General features: G+C 45.9%; 17 protein-coding genes. 11 read left to right on the top strand and 6 right to left on the bottom strand.

The window, feature by feature from the left end:
• Positions 1-13 precede the first annotated feature (13 nt).
• Positions 14-1,213: an HlyD family efflux transporter periplasmic adaptor subunit gene (locus QT973_RS15370; protein WP_333208989.1), complete on the bottom strand. Its 1,200-nt coding sequence runs from the start codon at positions 1,211-1,213 to the stop codon at positions 14-16.
• A 387-nt stretch (positions 1,214-1,600) separates the two neighbouring features.
• Between QT973_RS15370 and QT973_RS15365 the strand changes: the two genes are divergently transcribed.
• From QT973_RS15365 to QT973_RS15355, 3 genes are all read left to right on the top strand, one after another.
• Positions 1,601-1,828 (top strand): secretion protein HlyD, encoded by a 228-nt coding sequence (locus QT973_RS15365; protein WP_333055472.1) that lies wholly within the window; start codon positions 1,601-1,603, stop codon positions 1,826-1,828.
• A gap of 169 nt (positions 1,829-1,997) precedes the next feature.
• The gene (locus QT973_RS15360) at positions 1,998-2,180 is read left to right on the top strand and encodes a hypothetical protein (protein ID WP_333055473.1); all 183 of its coding nucleotides are present in this window, start codon (positions 1,998-2,000) and stop codon (positions 2,178-2,180) included.
• A 135-nt stretch (positions 2,181-2,315) separates the two neighbouring features.
• Entirely contained in the window at positions 2,316-4,526 is a 2,211-nt protein-coding gene (locus QT973_RS15355) for a peptidase domain-containing ABC transporter (RefSeq protein ID WP_333055474.1), read from the top strand.
• Positions 4,527-4,965: 439 nt separating this feature from the next.
• On the opposite strand, the gene QT973_RS15350 is transcribed toward QT973_RS15355, so the two are convergent.
• Positions 4,966-5,358: a Fur family transcriptional regulator gene (locus QT973_RS15350; protein ID WP_333055475.1), complete on the bottom strand. Its 393-nt coding sequence runs from the start codon at positions 5,356-5,358 to the stop codon at positions 4,966-4,968.
• 143 nt (positions 5,359-5,501) lie between these two features.
• On the opposite strand from QT973_RS15350, the gene purS reads away from it, so the two are divergent.
• From purS to QT973_RS15335, 3 genes are all read left to right on the top strand, one after another.
• The gene (gene purS / locus QT973_RS15345; protein WP_333055476.1) at positions 5,502-5,786 is read left to right on the top strand and encodes a phosphoribosylformylglycinamidine synthase subunit PurS; all 285 of its coding nucleotides are present in this window, start codon (positions 5,502-5,504) and stop codon (positions 5,784-5,786) included.
• A gap of 318 nt (positions 5,787-6,104) precedes the next feature.
• Entirely contained in the window at positions 6,105-6,806 is a 702-nt protein-coding gene (purQ, locus tag QT973_RS15340) for a phosphoribosylformylglycinamidine synthase subunit PurQ (protein WP_333055477.1), read from the top strand.
• 192 nt (positions 6,807-6,998) lie between these two features.
• Positions 6,999-7,802, top strand: a complete 804-nt coding sequence (locus QT973_RS15335) for a DUF4058 family protein (protein WP_333055478.1) — start codon at positions 6,999-7,001, stop codon at positions 7,800-7,802.
• Between the two features lie 101 nt (positions 7,803-7,903).
• Here the strand turns inward: QT973_RS15335 and QT973_RS15330 are convergent, their stop codons facing one another.
• Complete coding sequence (locus QT973_RS15330; RefSeq protein WP_333055479.1) at positions 7,904-8,470, bottom strand: hypothetical protein; 567 nt, start codon at positions 8,468-8,470, stop codon at positions 7,904-7,906.
• Between the two features lie 130 nt (positions 8,471-8,600).
• On the opposite strand from QT973_RS15330, the gene QT973_RS15325 reads away from it, so the two are divergent.
• Both QT973_RS15325 and QT973_RS15320 read left to right on the top strand, forming a co-directional pair.
• Positions 8,601-10,910, top strand: a complete 2,310-nt coding sequence (locus QT973_RS15325) for a calcium-binding protein (RefSeq protein WP_333391650.1) — start codon at positions 8,601-8,603, stop codon at positions 10,908-10,910.
• Positions 10,911-11,229: 319 nt separating this feature from the next.
• Positions 11,230-11,487, top strand: coding sequence for a hypothetical protein (locus QT973_RS15320; protein WP_333391648.1), 258 nt, complete (start codon positions 11,230-11,232; stop codon positions 11,485-11,487).
• 251 nt (positions 11,488-11,738) lie between these two features.
• On the opposite strand, the gene QT973_RS15315 is transcribed toward QT973_RS15320, so the two are convergent.
• A complete protein-coding gene (locus QT973_RS15315) occupies positions 11,739-12,662 on the bottom strand; it encodes a M23 family metallopeptidase (RefSeq protein ID WP_333055482.1) in 924 nt (307 codons plus the stop codon).
• A gap of 304 nt (positions 12,663-12,966) precedes the next feature.
• On the opposite strand from QT973_RS15315, the gene QT973_RS15310 reads away from it, so the two are divergent.
• Complete coding sequence (locus QT973_RS15310) at positions 12,967-14,187, top strand: HhoA/HhoB/HtrA family serine endopeptidase (protein WP_333055483.1); 1,221 nt, start codon at positions 12,967-12,969, stop codon at positions 14,185-14,187.
• Between the two features lie 318 nt (positions 14,188-14,505).
• On the opposite strand, the gene QT973_RS15305 is transcribed toward QT973_RS15310, so the two are convergent.
• Complete coding sequence (locus QT973_RS15305) at positions 14,506-14,853, bottom strand: DUF760 domain-containing protein (protein WP_006635907.1); 348 nt, start codon at positions 14,851-14,853, stop codon at positions 14,506-14,508.
• Between the two features lie 42 nt (positions 14,854-14,895).
• The gene (scpB, locus tag QT973_RS15300; protein WP_333055484.1) at positions 14,896-15,411 is read right to left on the bottom strand and encodes an SMC-Scp complex subunit ScpB; all 516 of its coding nucleotides are present in this window, start codon (positions 15,409-15,411) and stop codon (positions 14,896-14,898) included.
• 309 nt (positions 15,412-15,720) lie between these two features.
• On the opposite strand from scpB, the gene QT973_RS15295 reads away from it, so the two are divergent.
• Positions 15,721-16,119 (top strand): hypothetical protein, encoded by a 399-nt coding sequence (locus tag QT973_RS15295; protein ID WP_333055485.1) that lies wholly within the window; start codon positions 15,721-15,723, stop codon positions 16,117-16,119.
• Between the two features lie 179 nt (positions 16,120-16,298).
• Positions 16,299-16,517 (top strand): hypothetical protein, encoded by a 219-nt coding sequence (locus QT973_RS15290; RefSeq protein ID WP_333055486.1) that lies wholly within the window; start codon positions 16,299-16,301, stop codon positions 16,515-16,517.
• Positions 16,518-17,090: the final 573 nt, after the last annotated feature.

Below are 17,090 nucleotides of genomic sequence, written 5' to 3'. Positions count from 1 at the left end.
GACAACTGACTAATTACCAATCTGTCAGCAACCTTGCTTTCCGCAAAACAAATGTCAGAATAGTTTCTTCGCCGGTAATAATATCGGCTCTGCCTTCCATTCCCGATTGAATCGAATACTGGCGGGGGACATTAGCCTGGGGGTTGCCGAAGAATTGGCCCTTGGCGGATTTGAGTTTTGTTAAATAAGTTTGTTCGGGCTTAATTGCCACTTCGTAATAAGCTGTACCTAAATTATTAGTGGGATTTTGAGGGGCGATCGCATCTGGGGCGATTTCGCTGACAGTGCCTTTTAATGTGCCGTAATCGGGGAAAGGTAAAGCCGAAATCCTGATCTGTACGGGTTGACCGATTTGGATGCGGGCGATGTCTTGGGATGTCACCTTGGCTTTGACTACCAGGGGTACGTCGCTGGGGACGATTTGGGCGATCGCACTGCCGGCTTGTACGGTTTGACCAGTATTTCGTACTTCCAATCTGAGAATTGTACCATCCGTGGGCGTGCGGATCACGCTATTTTCGAGTTTTAACTCAATTTGATTTAGTTCTTTTTTAGCTTGAATTAATTGTTGTTGAATGGACGATCGCTTGACGAGCAAAACCCGCCGACTTCGGCCCAGTCTCTCGGCGACATCCGGCAGCGGTGTGGCGATTTTTACTAAAGCGGATTCGATTAATTCCTGTTGGGCGGAAGTTTCACTTTGGATGCTTTTAAATTGGGCGCTGGCCAAAATTTGATTTTCTAAGTCGCGAAGTTGCTGGTTGATTTGCTGTGCTGTGGTTTGAGACTGATTAATTATTTCTTGTAACTGCTGTTGTTGAGCGCCCAAACGCGAAGCATCTACAACTGCGATCGCATCTCCTTCTTGTACTCTCTGATTCTCGCTGACAGCAATGCTTTCGACGGTTCCTTCGGTGGCGGCTTGCACGACGCGCACTTCTCCGGCTGGACGGACGATCGCGTCTGCTTTGACTGTAGCGCTGTATTTGGTGACGCTAGCAAGGGCGATCGCCCCGCCAAAGGTCGCCACCATCAAAATGCCCCCCAAAGTCGTCCAGCGGCTGACAGGGGGCAAAAACTGGTCGTTATCAAAGGTTTCAGCGGGTGTGGCTTCGGGAGTCAGAGACATGGCGGCAAGGGGGAGAGGGGAATAGTTTGGAGTTTGGAGTTTTGAGTTGGGGAAGAGGGAGAGATCGCTGATTTCTTTTGTCACTTTTACTCTCACCTTTCCGGAAACCAAGAATAGGTTTAGAAGTCTAAATCAAAATTCACAGGGTAAAGGTAAAAATCCGCACAGCTTTGCCGTTCCCACCCACAAAGTTCGCCAAATATCAAGAGGAGTGAAGCCAGCGGGCTACTGTCATTCGATTTTAGATTTTAGATTTTAGATTTTGGATTGACTTGCGCGAGATAAATGCTCTTTCTTGAGGATTTTCGATTTGGGATTGATTGCACGGATAAATCACGTGGCGGGTATCACATGAAGAAATTCGCGGTCATGAAAATACGGCGTTTCCGCCATAACTTTTGGCGCTGTTACCGGGTTTTTACTGTATGCGTAGGTAGTAAGTAAGTACATAGGTATCAATAGGAGTTATTTATGCCAGAAAACCAACAAGGTTCACTCTTCATCGAACTAACCGATGGAGAATCTGCTACTGTCAACGGTGGCTGCATTACCAGCGGTGTTAGTAGCGCTAATAACAACAGCGAGACGGATAACAGCAGCAGCTATGGCCTGAATATGCTGTTTTTCCTGCCACCGCCTAGGCAGTTTTATCTGTACGATCCGAGCCGCGATCGCCCTTACCCAACCCTAGTGGTTTAGATAGCTGAGTCAAGTTGTGCGATCGAGTAAATTTTGAAATTTTATCAGTAGTATTCCGGAGGTCGTACAGAACCACAAGAAGTATTACTCAGTATTTACACTAGGGTCTAGAAATTAAATAATATTTCTAGTTTTCCTTCAATTTTATTAAGTTAAACGGAGTCCAATCATGAAAGAAACAAAGGACAATTCACTGTTTGCTGAACTTACATCTGAAGAATCAGCTAGCGTCAACGGCGGTCACTATTATGCCAATCGATACAATTGTCACCGGCAGCGGCGCAGTTGGGTCGTGTACCGCCGGAATTACGACGGTTCATACAGAAGAGTAGTCCGCTACGCCTACTACTAAAGTTTAGTGCTAGTCAATTCAGATTTATAACTGTGGAATCGAGAAAGCACCCATAACTTTATGGGTGCTTTTTGCTGATTGGGTAGTTGGTGATGAGTAATCTTCTTTATGCTCTACCATTATTCATTTTGCAAAATGTTAAAGAACATCCCTTTGATCGGCAAAGTGCCATTATTCGGACAAGTTAACAGGTTTAAGAAATATCAGGTTGTTCTCCAGCAGAGCGAAGAAGATTGCGGGGCGGCTTGTTTGGCTTCGATCGCGAAATTTTACGGACAAAATTTTACTATTAGCCGCTTGCGAGAATGTGCGGGCACCGACCAAAAAGGGACGAGTTTACTTGGCTTGAAACAAGGTGCTGAGGCGATCGGCTTTAATGCTCGATCGGTGCGAGCAGCCGCTGCAATTTTAGACAAGCTCGATGATGCCCCTCTACCGATGATTATTCACTGGAGCGGCTCTCACTGGGTTGTTTTGTACGGAAAACAGGGCAACCAATATGCGATCGGCGATCCAGCCGTCGGTATGCGCTATGTTTCTAAAGCAGAATTAGCAGCAGCTTGGACAGATTGGCTGTGCTTGCTAGTAGAACCCGATGCTGAGCGGTTTTTTGCAGCAGCAGAGGGTCAACCGCCCGCCAATTCTTTAGAAAAATGGATGCGCCGGATTGGGATTTATCGCCCGCTTTTAATGGAAGCATTTTTGCTAAATGCAGTGTTGGGTTTGCTGTCAATTTCTTCGCCTTTTCTAGTTCAAATGCTCACCGACGACATCCTGGTGCGGGGAGACAGACAACTCCTGGCAAGCGTGGCGATCGCAGTTATAGTTATGAACCTTTTTAGCAGCAGTTTAGGATTGGTACAATCGAACTTAATTGCTCAGTTTTCCCAGCGTTTAGAATTGGGATTGGTGATGGAATTCGCGCGCAAATTCCTGCGATTGCCTTTGAGTTTTTACGAAACTAGACGCAGTGGCGAAATTGTCAGTAGATTACAAGATATCCAAGAAATCAATAAATTAGTTTCTCAAGTCGCTATCAGCTTGCCTAGTCAATTTTTTATAGCTGTAGTTTCTTTTATTTTTATGTTATTTTACAGCAAGGAGCTGACGTTAGCCGCTACAGCTATAGCTCTGTTAATGACTGCCTCTACAGTGGTATTTCTGCCCGCATTGCAGCAAAAAACGCGCAGTTTATTGGTGTTGGAAGCCGAAACTCAAGGCGTTTTAGTAGAAACTTTTAAAGGCGCGCTGACGGTCAAAACTACTAGCAGCGGCCAGCAACTTTGGGAAGAATTTCAAACCCGCTTCGGTCGCTTAGCAAAGCTGACTTTCCGCACTACACAAATTGGCATTCTCAACAATATATTTTCGAGTTTTGTTGCCTCTGCTGGCAGCATTACTCTGCTGTGGCTTGGTAGCGGTTTAGTGATTGACAAGGTATTGAGTATCGGTCAGTTGCTAGCGTTTATTAGTATGAATCAAAACGTTACTAATTGGGTAAATTCGCTAGTAGGATTTACTGATGAAATGACTCGCGTGCAGACAGCAACTCAAAGGCTGTCGGAAGTGATCGATGCTGAACCGGAAACTAAAGACAATACGAATAAACCTTTTGTAACTATTCAAGACCGCGACGGTATTGTTTGCAAGAGTGTTAATTTTCACTACCCCGGCAGACTTGATTTGCTGGAAAATTTTTCTGTCACATTTCCCGGCGGTCAAGCAATTGCTTTAATCGGCCATTCCGGCTGCGGAAAAAGTACGCTAGCCAAAGTAATTGCTGGTCTGTACCCGCTGCAAGCTGGTAATATTAGAATAGGCGGTTACAACTTGCAGGATTTGTCTCTTGACAGTCTCAGACAGCAGGTAGTATTGGTTCCCCAAGAAGCGCATTTTTGGAGCCGTTCGATTCTAGAAAATTTTCGATTGGGCAGTCCAGATATCAGCTTTGAACAGATTGTGAAAGCGTGTAAAATTGCGGGCGCGGATGAATTTATTAGCCAATTGCCGGATAAATATCAAACTGTTTTAGGGGAGTTTGGAGCGAATATTTCTGGCGGACAAAGACAGAGATTGGCGATCGCCCGCGCCATTCTCAACAACCCACCCGTATTGATTTTAGACGAATCTACCGCAGGGCTTGACCCCGCAAGCGAAGCGGAAGTTTTAGAACAGTTGTTGATGTATCGGCACGGGAAAACGACGATTTTTATCAGTCACAGGCCGCGAGTGATCGATCGCGCCGATTGGATTATCATGTTAGAACGGGGTAGGTTGAAAATGCAAGGCTCGGCTGCAAAATTGCGATCGATTCCAGGAGACCATTTAGAGTTTTTGCATCCTTGAGCTAGTTAATAAAACAACAGGTTGAAATCTGTCCCTACACAAACAAAACCAGCCTCGGCGGTTTAACACCCAGTCAATCGATTTTAGATTTTAGATTTTAGATTAAAGAATTGAAGCATTGACCCCACCGATAAATTCGGGGGCTCCTTTATCGGATACAGGTTTTTTATTTCACCGGTCCTGAGTCTGCTTTCGGAATGAATCACGTGGCGGGTATCCTGGATGCTTTCGGTCAACACTCAGCAATCAACAGTCAACAATCATTTCGCTCGTGCAACCGGAATTGATATCACTCATGACTAATAACTTCTCTAAGGAATGAGAATTAAATAACTTCCACTCTTGAAAGTGGGATGGGCGTCCCGCCCGTCATGAGTGGACGGGCGGGACGCCCATCCCACAATAACAATTAAAATTGTAAGTTATTTAATTCGCGCTCCTAAGATTCTTGAGCCAAAGTACATCGATCGCACAATCCAAAAAACTCCAAAGTGTGATAATAAATCTTGAAAGAATGAGATTGTTGTAGTTGGCTTTCTAAGTGGTGGACGGGGCATTCGTCGATCGTAATGGACGCGCCACATTCCAGACAAGTTAGGTGGTGTTGGTCTTGGTGGGCGGCACCGTAGAGAGACTCGCCACTAGCGAGAGTTCTGACGTGAACGAACCCCTCTCGCTTTAAACCGTCGAGGGAACGGTAAACGGTTGCTAGGCCCATGCTTTGGTCGCTGTTACGCAGTTCTAAGTAGATATCTTGCGCTGAGAGCGATCGATTCAAGTGCTTGAGCAAGTGTAAAATACGCTCCTGACTGCGGGTGCGGTTGGTTCTCATAATTTTTTTGTGTAATCTGCTGGAATCACATCTGTCCCTGTTTCTAGGCTATCTTACTTGGGCGAACCAAATGGCGATCGGCGCGCAGCTCGGTTGTAGAATACAATGGGGCTAACTTTCACATCACCTACCGCAACATTCCCGTGACTCAGAAATATCTTGCCCAAATCTATGTTACCCTCCGCCCTTCTGTTTTAGATCCCGCCGGCACTGCCGTACAGTCTGGTTTGCAACACATGGGATACGACAATGTTGAGCGTGTGCGAATCGGGAAATACGTTGAATTGACGCTGACTGCTGCTGGTGAGTCCCAGGCCCGCGAACAACTCGATCGCGTTTGCGACCAACTTTTGGCCAATCCAGTGATTGAAAATTATCGCTTTGATTTGACTGAAATTCCTGTTGCTGTGGAGACAGCGGCGGCCTAAATTCGATCGCCCGTAGCTCTTCGATCCCCCCTAACCCCCCTTAATAAGGGGGGGACAAGAGGGTTCTGAAAGTCTTTGCTAAAAAGCGGGGACAAGAGCATTCACAGTCTTCGTTAAAAAGCGGGGATTCGGAACACTCAAAGTCCCCCTTCTTAAGGGGGATTTAGGGGGATCGAGACTTAGATACAAGCGAGAGAAACATAAGATTTCAGTCTTAAGTTTACACCTCTTCCCTCTTCCTTCTTCCCTCTTCCTTCTTCCTTCTTCCTTCTTCCTTCTTCCCTCTTCCTTCTTCCTTCTTCCTTCTTCCTTGAGCTTATGAAATTTGGAGTTATTGTTTTTCCGGGTTCAAATTGCGATCGCGATGTGGTGTGGGTGACTCAAGGGTTACTGCACCAACCAACTCGCATGATTTGGCACGAAGATACCGATATTTCGGATATTGATATCATTGTAATTCCCGGTGGTTTCAGTTACGGAGATTATTTGCGGTGCGGCGCGATCGCCCGTTTTTCTCCGGCGATGCGGGCTACGGCGGAACACGCTAAACAAGGAAAGCTTGTATTAGGCATCTGCAACGGTTTTCAGGTGTTGACTGAAGCTGGTTTGTTGCCCGGTGCTCTGGTGCGGAATGCGGGATTGAATTTTATTTGCGATCGCGCTTCTTTGAAAGTCGAACGCGGTAATACTCGTTGGACTGCGGCTTATACTACGGGTGAAATCATCGATTTGCCGATCGCCCACGGTGAAGGCAATTATTATGCTGATGCGGATACATTAGCAGAACTAGAAGAGCACGAGCAAGTGCTGTTTCGCTACTGCACAGAGGCGGGCAAAATTAGCGATGCTGGGAATCCCAACGGTTCGTTAAATAATATTGCCGGTATTTGCAATCGCCAAGGCAATGTATTAGGAATGATGCCGCATCCTGAGAGGGCTTCCGATCCGATGTTGGGCGAAACTGATGGGGTCAAATTGTTTCAAGGGTTGCTGATGGCTACTGTGGCGGCTGTTTTGTAGTTGATATTTACGACATTGTTGTAGATACCGTAGGGTGCGTCGCTCTTGTAGGGACACGGCATTGCTTTTGGAGGGACACGGCATTGCCGTGTCCCTACTTTTGAGGGACACTCGAAAATCTCGCAGCGACGCACCCTACAAAATTTAAAATGCTAAAATGATTTGAGAGTCAATACATCGGAGAACAGTCCTATGCCTTCACCTTTTCCTGGAATGGACCCCTACTTAGAACACCCCGATTTCTGGCAGGAAACTCACAATCGATTGATTATCGCGATCGCTGATACCATCATGCCTCAAATTCGGCCTAAATATGAGGTTGCAATCGACAAACGAATCTATGAAATTACCGATCCAAATGACAGTAACAGCGACTCCCTTTTAGTAGGTATCCCCGATGTCGCGATTAAGCGTCAATCTAATAACCCGAATATTCCTACAGGTTCAGTTGCCACTGTAAGTATAACACTTCCGACTACTGTTAAAGTGCCTGCTCCTGAAAAAATTAAACAGACTTACTTGGAAGTGCGAGAAATGGCAACGAAACAAGTTGTCACTGCAATTGAGATTCTTTCTCCTGTCAACAAACGTAGTGGAGAAGGAAGAATTACTTATCTGAAAAAACGCCAGAGTATTTTAGGTAGTTTAACCAATTTAGTCGAAATCGATTTACTACGAAAATGGGAATCTATGCCCATTCTTAATAATTCTATTCAAAGCGATTATCGGGTTTTGGTCAGTCCCAGTAATCGCCGTCCGTTTGCCGAACTTTATGCTTTTAATCTTCGCGATTCTCTACCTATATTTCCGCTTCCCTTGCGCGAGGAAGATGTAGAACCTATTGTTAACTTACCAGAATTATTTGCAGGTGTTTACGATCGCGCTGGCTATGATTATCGGATCGATTACGAGCGAGAACCCGTACCGTCTCTATCGGAAGAAGATCGGGTTTGGGCTACCCAACTTTTGCAAGAAAAAGAACTTCGAGATAATTAATTATATTTTACTTTATATCCTAGGGTTAGTCGCGATCGACAATCTCTAAATCAACTAGAAAATCTCCCAGCGACGCACCCTACAAATATCTCGCATCTTAGCTATGATAATTCACGCAATATTGTTTCTATCGTCACATCTGGCAGACCAAGCAACTGAGCGATTTTGCAGGGTTCGATACCTTGACTGTGCAACTTACAAACGACATCAGCTACATCAATTTCGAGCCGTTCGATCTGAGTTGTGAATCTGCTGGATTCAGTGGCGTATTCGTTGTTAGATTTGCTAGGCAAAGAAGGACAGGGGTTGAGATTGAGGGTGTGGACGTATTCGACGTATTGAATATAATCTCTGCCGAAGTTTGAGGTATTGCTAATATTTCTGCGATCGATCGCAGCTTTGAGATTGCCTTTTTGCATCTCTTCATTCATCACTGCGGAGAGACTTTTGAGTAGCTTGTAGCCGACTTCTCGGACATATTTTGTAGTGTAGCGGGTGTCGCGGGCGATCGCTTCGTAGGTTTTGCCATCATACATTCCCTGCAACACTAACTGCTGTAGCGTGTTGAGATGTTTACCTGTTTTTTCAAATATTAGACCATCGACCAATTTCAGCAATTCGTTATCGTCAGGGACGGCTTGCAACGGGCGATCGTCGTTGGGCTGCATGGGTTAAGTGAAGAAATATAAAGTTAAGGAAACTTCGGGCTTTTTCAGTCTTTTTCGGGCTTTTTCAGCCATGACATAGATGAGACAGGTGAGGTAGATTTCTTAAATCACCAACACAAAGCAACAGTATATGCCTGACAATTTAGCTTTGCTGGACAAGAACGATGACATATTGAACGGTAGCAGCGCCAAGAATCAAGCGGATTGCGGCTGTGGCTCGAAAAAAGCCACGACTCAAGAGACGGTATCGAATGCTCAGAATATCCAGAATATCTTTAGCTTGGGAAGCAACGATACGCTAGAAAGTTCGATCGCGCCAGACTTTTTGAATGGTAACACGGGAAAGGACTTTATCTCCGGTAGTGTTGATGGGGATATCGGGCGATCGGCTTCTCAAGTCAGCGATGGCTCACTTTCGAGCGATGGTAGTGCTTACATTTTAACTGAGGGAAGCGACACATTTACGATCGCGATCGGCTTGCTCGATACTCTCATCGGCGGTTTGCGGGGTTTAGGCGGTGCGGATTCGATTACTGGTTCGGAATCTGGGGATGTCGTCTATGGCGACGAAGGAAATGACCGAATTGAGGGCCTCGGTGGTGCTGATTTGCTCTACGGTGGCTTGGGAAACGATTTTCTGAGTGGCGGTGCGGGCCAAAATGGTCTGCTGGGCGGTGAAGGTGCAGACACCTTGCAGGGCGGTGAAAGTGCTGATGGTGTCAACGGAAACGCAGGTGATGACGTAATCTTCGGTGCAGGCGGAGACGACTTTTTGCGGGGTGGTCGCAATAACGATATTGTGAATGGGGAAGATGGCGATGACTTCCTGATTGGCGATTGGGGCAATGACACTCTGACTGGTGGTGTGGGTCAAGATATATTTTTTCTGCGCTCTGAGGCGGCTTTAGGCTCTCCTACGTTTGACTTAATTACCGACTTTCAAAGAGCAATTGATTTTATCGGACTTAGTACAAATCTTAAGGAATCAGATATTGTTTTGGAGTCGAAAGTGCAGCCTTCTGGTGGTTCGGCTGTGGATATTAAGGTGGCTGCAACAGGGACTTTGTTAGGTACTGTTCTGGGAGTAACACCAGATGATTTAAAAGGTCGTTTCAGACCTTATGATGTCGAACCAGAGCGTCCTGAAGATAAAGTTACAATTGATTTACCGGAAGTAACAGAGCTATCTGAAAACAGATTTCAGATGGAATTTCCGGCGAGTGATGGTAGCAAATATACAGTAGTTTTTCAAGATGATGCTGACGGACGTTTCGTAGAGTCAGTTATATTTGTACCCAATCGCACAACGGGTGTTCGTGGTAGTACAACGCGCTTGAGTCGAGATGGTACAAGTGCGGATATCACTGTTGAAGGGTCTAATGAAACGGCGCGAATTGAATATCAACAGAGCAAAGAAACTGGAAAGCAGGATCGAGGTGTTATATCGCGGCTCAAGGATGGTCAGATTATTGACTCTGTAACTTTTCCTGTGCCAACCGAGCCATCTCCAGTATCTCCGACTCCTGAGCCACCAGTTACTTCTCCTCCAGCTACCAATCCAGATTTTGCGAAAGCTTGTGAGTCCCTTAAAAAGTTCTGTGAAGGAGCTAACAAAGTGGGTGGAGTGGTGGATTTTGCTGCTAACGTTGCAATCGTTGGTGGTTTAGCCTTTGCTCCGCTTGAACTTGTTGGATTAGGATTGAAGGGAGTATCGACTGCGTTAAAAGTCGTTAATTACAGTTGTATAGCGCTTACGGGTGATGATAAAGACGTTGCTGGTGCAGTAATTCAAGAATTGTTTGGAAAGGCAATTGAGAAAGTGGCCAAATCAGGAGAACTTGCAGGAGACTTAGCAGAAGGTACAGGAAAGAAGTTAGATATAGCTGCATCTACTGCTGGACTGATTGATTTATTTCAGAAAAAGGAGCCAACAGCCTCTAAAACAGACTTTTTACCTAAGCTCCGAAAGTCTCTGGGGATAGACTTTTGCGACGAACCTTCGACTACTCCTCAACCAGCAACAACTTGTTCGGAGCAAGTCTTTAACGCAGAAGTCATCCCTTCAGTTCTCAATTATGGACAAACGGCAGAAGTCAAAGTTACCTACTGCGATCCACAAAACAAACTAAACAATATACTCGTAGAACTTAATACAAGGAGTGGTAAACAAACTAAAAACATTCCCATTTCCTCTCCGAGTGGTACGGTAAGTTTTGAGATCCGAAATAAGTCAAACGCTTTTGGGGACTGTGATGATCTTGGTTTTGCGGCTACTGGTAGGCCAGGAATATCGGGTAGTGTTGTCATTACAGGTATAAGAGACAACGCTAATGGATTCGCTTCATTCGGGGCTCTGCCTGACTTTTTTCTCACTGGTGGATTAACCCAGATCCCTACTCAATTCGACAGTAGAGCGGTGTGTGGTGTGGAGTTGGTTTAAGGGCGATCGGGTTTTTTGTGGATGGGCGATCGGGTTTTTTGTGGATGGGCGATCGGGTTTTTTGTGGATGGGCGATCGAATTTGATTTGTTAGTCCGTTAGTTAGGAATGAAAAATAAATAACTTGCACAATTAAACCCCTGAAGCCTCGATCCAAGCTAAACTATTGCTCTATTAGTCACCTTATTTATTTTTCATTCCTTAGTCCGCGCCAGGGGCTAGTTGGTTCGTTGCCGAGTCCGCCAGGGGTTGAAACCCCTGTCTCATAGCGAAAGTCCTCTGAAAGAGGACTGAAGAGTTAGTTGATGTGTATCGGTTTCATGCGAATTTTCAGTCGGTTTCAACCGACTTTAGCTCTCTCGACGGGGGTTTCAACCCCCGGCGGGCTGTGTCACAAAGCAGACAAATTTTCAGTCGGTTTCAGGGCGATCGAATTTGAGAGAAATGTGCGATCGGATTTTTGGTTTATGGGCGATCGACTTTTTGGGAAACGGGCGATCGAGTTTTTGGTTGATGGGCGATCGAATTTGAGAGAAATGTGCGATCGGGCAATAAGTTGTTCACCAATAAGTGATTAATGGAAACCCGATTAGTGCGATCGTTACTTGTTTCTCAGATTGTATCAGGTTCAAAAAGATTGTGAGTAAAATAAACGGGGTTTGCGTCAGTTGTTTTTGTAATTGAGCCTGGTAAAATGTTGGTAAAATATTTTTTGGGATAGGCAATCGTGTAATAATTCTGCTGCCTATCTTTTTTAACCACAACACAAATCAATCCTTATCCAGTCTGGATTTGGGGCGGGTTGTCACCCCCCAGCACACTAACAATCCTATTTTTTAATAGTCGCTTGCAAATAAAGCAGCGGGTCTTCAGCAACCCAACCCAAACCCGAATTGTACCGAACTTCAAAATGCAAATGAGATGGCGGAATGTCCCGTTTTCCCGTCGTCCCGACAGTTCCCAAAACTTCTCCAGACTCCACTTTTTGACCGACTTTGACCGCAATATCTTTCAAATGAGCGTAGCGCGTTTGCTTCCCCGCTTCATGGTTCACCACCACTAAATTCCCGTAATCCCCCTGCGGCCCGGCAAAGGCGACAGTCCCCTCGCCTGCAGCCAAAACCTGCGTACCCTCCGACGCCAAAAAATCTACGCCGCTGTGGAAAAAAAATTCGCGCCGCGCCGGATGCAATTGCCGCCCGTAACGCAAAGCTGCTACTGCTGGGGCAGGCAGCGGAAATCCTTGCACCGATGGCGTTGCATCGGGATTGATAGAAGGCCCGATCGACCTATTCACCGCTGGCACAAACACCGTTTTCCCCAAAGGCCTGCACCCATTCGCCTCAAATAGCAAATCTGCGGGCACTTTGTAAGCTTCTGCCAGTTTTTGCCAATTCGAGCCTGCAGGCACTTCTACCTCGATGCCACTGTACGGAGGAATGATGATCGCACTTCCAGCAGATACTCCACCGCCCCGCAACGTCGGATTTATCCCGATCAGCGCCGCAGGAATCACATTGTACTGCCGCGCGATGCTTTCTATTGTCTCGCCCTGGGCCACAGTGTGGCGACGCAACCGAGACATAGCCGGACTCGGGCAATCGCGGGCGGGGTCGGGGTTTTCTACAGGTGTACCTAAAGGAAGATTTGCAGGTGGGATTTCGGTATTTGCCGCCGTTTTCTCAACGGGTGCGATCGACCAAATTAGTGCAAAAATCAGCGGAAATAAGCGTTTAAAAGTCATTATGTACATAAAAAAGTATTCATTTCGGACAGTTGACAATTTTAAAATCCTGTAAAATTGCATATTTACAAGCTCTAGCCACCCCCCAGACTGTAAATCCCAGGCTAAGCCAAGTTAGGATGAGAATTATTAGTTTGATTCGCTCTTGGCAAATCCGGCAAAATTGCCTGTGATGCCGATGGGCGCCTGCCTGTTAACAGCTATGTTCTTGAGGAAGCGGTACGCCCCGCCCCGCTTCCTTCCCGTCGCCAAGACAAAAATGCTTGATTCGGAACCTGTCTGCGGGGATGAGGTATTTAGCGGGAGTTATTAAATGAGTTTATCTTTTAAGCAAGCGACCCTTTATGTGACTCTGCTGTCAATCGGCGGAGGTATGGGATGGTTGGGAAATCGCTATCTGCAAGGCTCAAACAATCTGGAAACCGGATTGGTTTTGCCAGTAGTACGCCAGCAAATCCCCCCGTATCCCTCTCCTTCAGTTCAGGAAAATCGGGCAGTCGATCGCAGCAATCCCAATTTTATTGCTGAAGCAGCGGAAAAAGTCGGCCCGGCTGTAGTGCGGATTGACGCATCAAGCAAGGTGGCGAATCAAGTGCCGGAAGCATTCAAAAATCCTTTGTTTCGTCGGTTTTTTGGGGAGAATTTGCCACAGCCGGAAGAACGAGTCAAGAGAGGTACCGGTTCCGGGTTTATTCTCACTTCTGACGGCCGCATCGTTACTAATGCTCACGTTGTCTCCGGGACTGATACTGTTAAGGTGACGCTCAAAGACGGCCGCGAGTTTGAGGGTAAGGTGCAGGGAGTCGATCCGCTGACGGATGTGGCTGTGGTTAAGATTAATGCTAAGGAACTGCCGCAGGTGGCTTTGGGTCGATCGGACAATATTGTACCGGGACAGTGGGCGATCGCGATCGGCAATCCTTTAGGTCTCGACAATACCGTGACTGTGGGCATTATCAGCGCTACGGGTCGATCGAGTTCCCAAGTCGGCATCCCCGACAAGCGAGTCCGCTTCATCCAAACCGATGCTGCCATCAACCCCGGCAATTCTGGTGGCCCGCTGCTGAATGACCAAGGCGAAGTAATTGGCATCAATACCGCTATCCGCGCGGACGCTCAAGGCTTGGGATTTGCAATTCCGATCGAAACCGCCAAACGAGTTTCCGATCAGCTATTCGCCAAAGGTAAAGCCGAACATCCCTATCTCGGCATTCAAATGGTCAGCTTGACTGCCGCCACCAAGGCAGAACTCAACAAACAGCTCGATAATAATAAAATTACCCTCGATCAAGGCGTAGCCGTGGCGCGAGTCGTGGAAAATTCCCCCGCTCAAAAAGCAGACTTGCGTCCCGGAGATGTCATTCAAAAAGTTGACGGAATTGCGGTTAACACTCCCGGTGACGTGCAAGAACGGGTGGAAAACACGGTTGTGGGCAAAGAACTCGAACTGGAAATTAACCGTTTGGGTCAAGTTCAGAATATTAAAGTACGTCCGGGTGCTTTTCCCCTATCGGGTAGCTCCGCCGGTGGGTAATACCATTTTCGATTTTCGATTTTCGATTTTCGATTAAAGAATTAAGAATGACTTACTGCATAAGGATTTGGAGCTTATCTGCAGTTGCATTCTTTTTTGAAATTGGTATTAGTTGCAAGGGTGGAGGATGGAAGATGAATCTGATGCTTTATAGTCCTGGAAGCAGTAACCGGGTTTTTTCACCAAAATCCTCGGTGTAGCGCGAGGGATTGCCGGTTAACAGCCCGGTTTCTTAATTCCCTGTGCCTCCATGATTCAGGATTATGGATTTTTCTGAACAACTTTCATCTTTCTGGCTTCCCCAACCCGTTGACCTTTTTACTTGTCTTTGGGTGAGTTTGGTTGAATCGAGCTGGTGCTTGCTAAATTTTCTTCGAGGTGCATCCTTTGCTCCATTTGCCTCAAAAAATAGCCTGTCATCATCGCTGAAGCTAGCAAACCTGCTAAGTTTTCGCGATCGGTGGTAATTTCGACGTTAAAATTTTCTGAAGGCAAAACGCCGACAAGTCCTTGAACGTTATGAGAGATTATTTCTCTGATGTCGGGGCTGACAGACTTGGCGACGCGGGCTAGCACCTCCGGGGATTGGTGTTGGAGGTACTTCAGCAGTGGATTGACTGCGGTTTGTTGGGCATTGGATGTGTCAAAGTCAGGGTGAAAAACCATTTGGCGATTCTTAATTTCTGGCTGGTTACATTCTACTTCAAACTACTCGTCATTGCTTGGGTACAAATTTGCCTGAAAGTCAAGTTGCAATTGTTTTGGCAGTTGGTCTACTTGAAAGTACCGATGAAATTTCTCGGTAACTTGTAACCAATATGACCGCCCCTCACTCGGTCGCCGTTTGCGGACGAAACCCATCTCTACAAGTTCCTGCACTTGTTGGTAAGCGCCTGAACCTCGCAAGTTAACTAAGTCTGGCTGAGCGATGCCGCCTTTGAGGGCGATCGCAGCCAGCGTTCGCAAAGCTCCCACACCTAATTCTGGAGGTATTAAAGTTTGCATTAAACTGGCAAACTCTTCTCTGAGTTGCAGGCTGTATCCTGTGGGGGTTTCGACGACTTCTAATGCACTGTCGCGGTGGGACGAGTCAGACATGAGTTCGATGATGGCGTCTTCGGCTTCGGCTCGATCGCACTTGGCAATCTCGGCAATTTCTGCGATCGACACTGGCTGACCTTTTAGGTAAAGTATGGCTTCTATTGTTGTGGCTAAGCGAGTCATTTGGGAATTAGTAACGAGGAATTGGGAGGTTGAAAGAAGAAGGAATAAGCAAAAAAGAAGAAGGAATCAGGAAAACAACAGTTATCCGTATTTCCGTAACTTCCGTGTCGTGAAGAATGAGAGTTAGGAATAAACATTCCCCTTACACAAATTATTAATAGTGTAGGTTAGGTTGAGAAACAAAACCTACACTATTAATTTTCTTTTTTTATATCAATCCGAGACGCAGGAATATATAACGTTTCTAGCTCTCCTGAGCTTATGGTAAAATATATCAACCAATACAGATGACGGGGCTAGAACCGATTTTTGGTAAAAAAATATGGGGTCAGTCTTGTTAAGAAGCCCCATCAGTTAAAAATGTTACCTCAATCATACCAAATTTGTTTCCAACAGCAGCTCAAAAACACCGAATACTTGACTGTGACTATTTTAGTTTTTCTGCTCCCAACCCATAAACAAGTGAGTATTGAGTTATTGGCGAAATTGATGCGATACCCAATCATGTTTGAGAGCGGACGACGTTCTATTCAACGATTTCTCAAGCTACCTCTGCTCAAGATTGAAAAGCTTTGGTTTCCTGTGCTTAAATATATCTGGAGAAGTCAATTTAAAAAGAAACAAGAGTTGAAGGTCGCCATTGATAGAACGCCGTGGCGAGATAAAAATCTGTTGATGATTAGCCTGATTGGGAACAAGAGAGCTTGACCGTTGTACTAGCAGATATTGCCTTCGCTGTGGCTGTAGCAACATCCGAGAACAACAAAGCTTAATCTGCAGCATTCTTGGTCTGCTAAAAAAATATAAAATGGTCCTTTTAGGAAACGCCTGAATTTGCGATCGTTAAGCTGGCAAGTGGGCTGTGTGAAAAGAACATAAGGTGTGTTTTGAGAGTAAAACAGGGACGCTATATTCAAGAAGAAGGAGAAGAATTTAAGCGGTTGAGTGAGGGTGGTTTAGTCGCAGGTACGAGCTTTTATGTGACAGGAGTTAAAATCAGCAGCAAGGATTGGGCTGTTTTGATGTCGCTGGTTATGGGCAACGAAAATATCGAAATAGTGGCGAAGATGAAGACTGGTATTGACTCACCAATATCGCCAAATTGAAACAAGCTGTAACAGCGTTTAAATGTCGCAGTGGTATCGAAGCAATGTTTAAGGACTGTAAAACAGGAGGCTATAATCTTGAAAAAAGTTACCCTTGTGACGACCGCCTCAAAACTTTCTCAAAACTTTAATATTATAAAACTTTAATATTTTTAATAGCTTTAGCTTAGAGTTGCTGATAGTTGTGCGATTTTACAAGGACACAAGCTCAAGCTTATGGGAATTCCGAAATAGATCGGTAGCCTTACGGTCGTCGAGGCGATCGCAACGCCGTCATAGTAGCTTTTGAATGATTATACGGTAAATCGTGGGCGCAGCGAAGCGGAGGGAGTAGGGAGGGAGCTTTGCCATGCACCTATTGCGGAATTGATGAAAATTAGACGCAATCAGCTCCTATTCCCTCAGATTAGCAACCCGGAGTTTTAACAACGGAAAAAGGAATAGTATCCCAGTGATCCCACTGCGTCTTTGTAGAGACGGAAAAAAAATAAGGGTAAAAAACCCTGAAGACTGCAGAGAATTAAGTCATCATCATCACCATGTAGAAAGAGAGGTCAAGCCCTCGGTCTATTA

The sequence above is a fragment of the Microcoleus sp. Z1_A1 genome, assembly GCF_036700305.1.
Taxonomy (GTDB): Bacteria; Cyanobacteriota; Cyanobacteriia; order Cyanobacteriales; family Microcoleaceae; genus Microcoleus.
The sequence above is the reverse complement of the archived record's forward strand: the minus strand, read 5'-3'. Positions and strand labels throughout refer to the sequence as shown.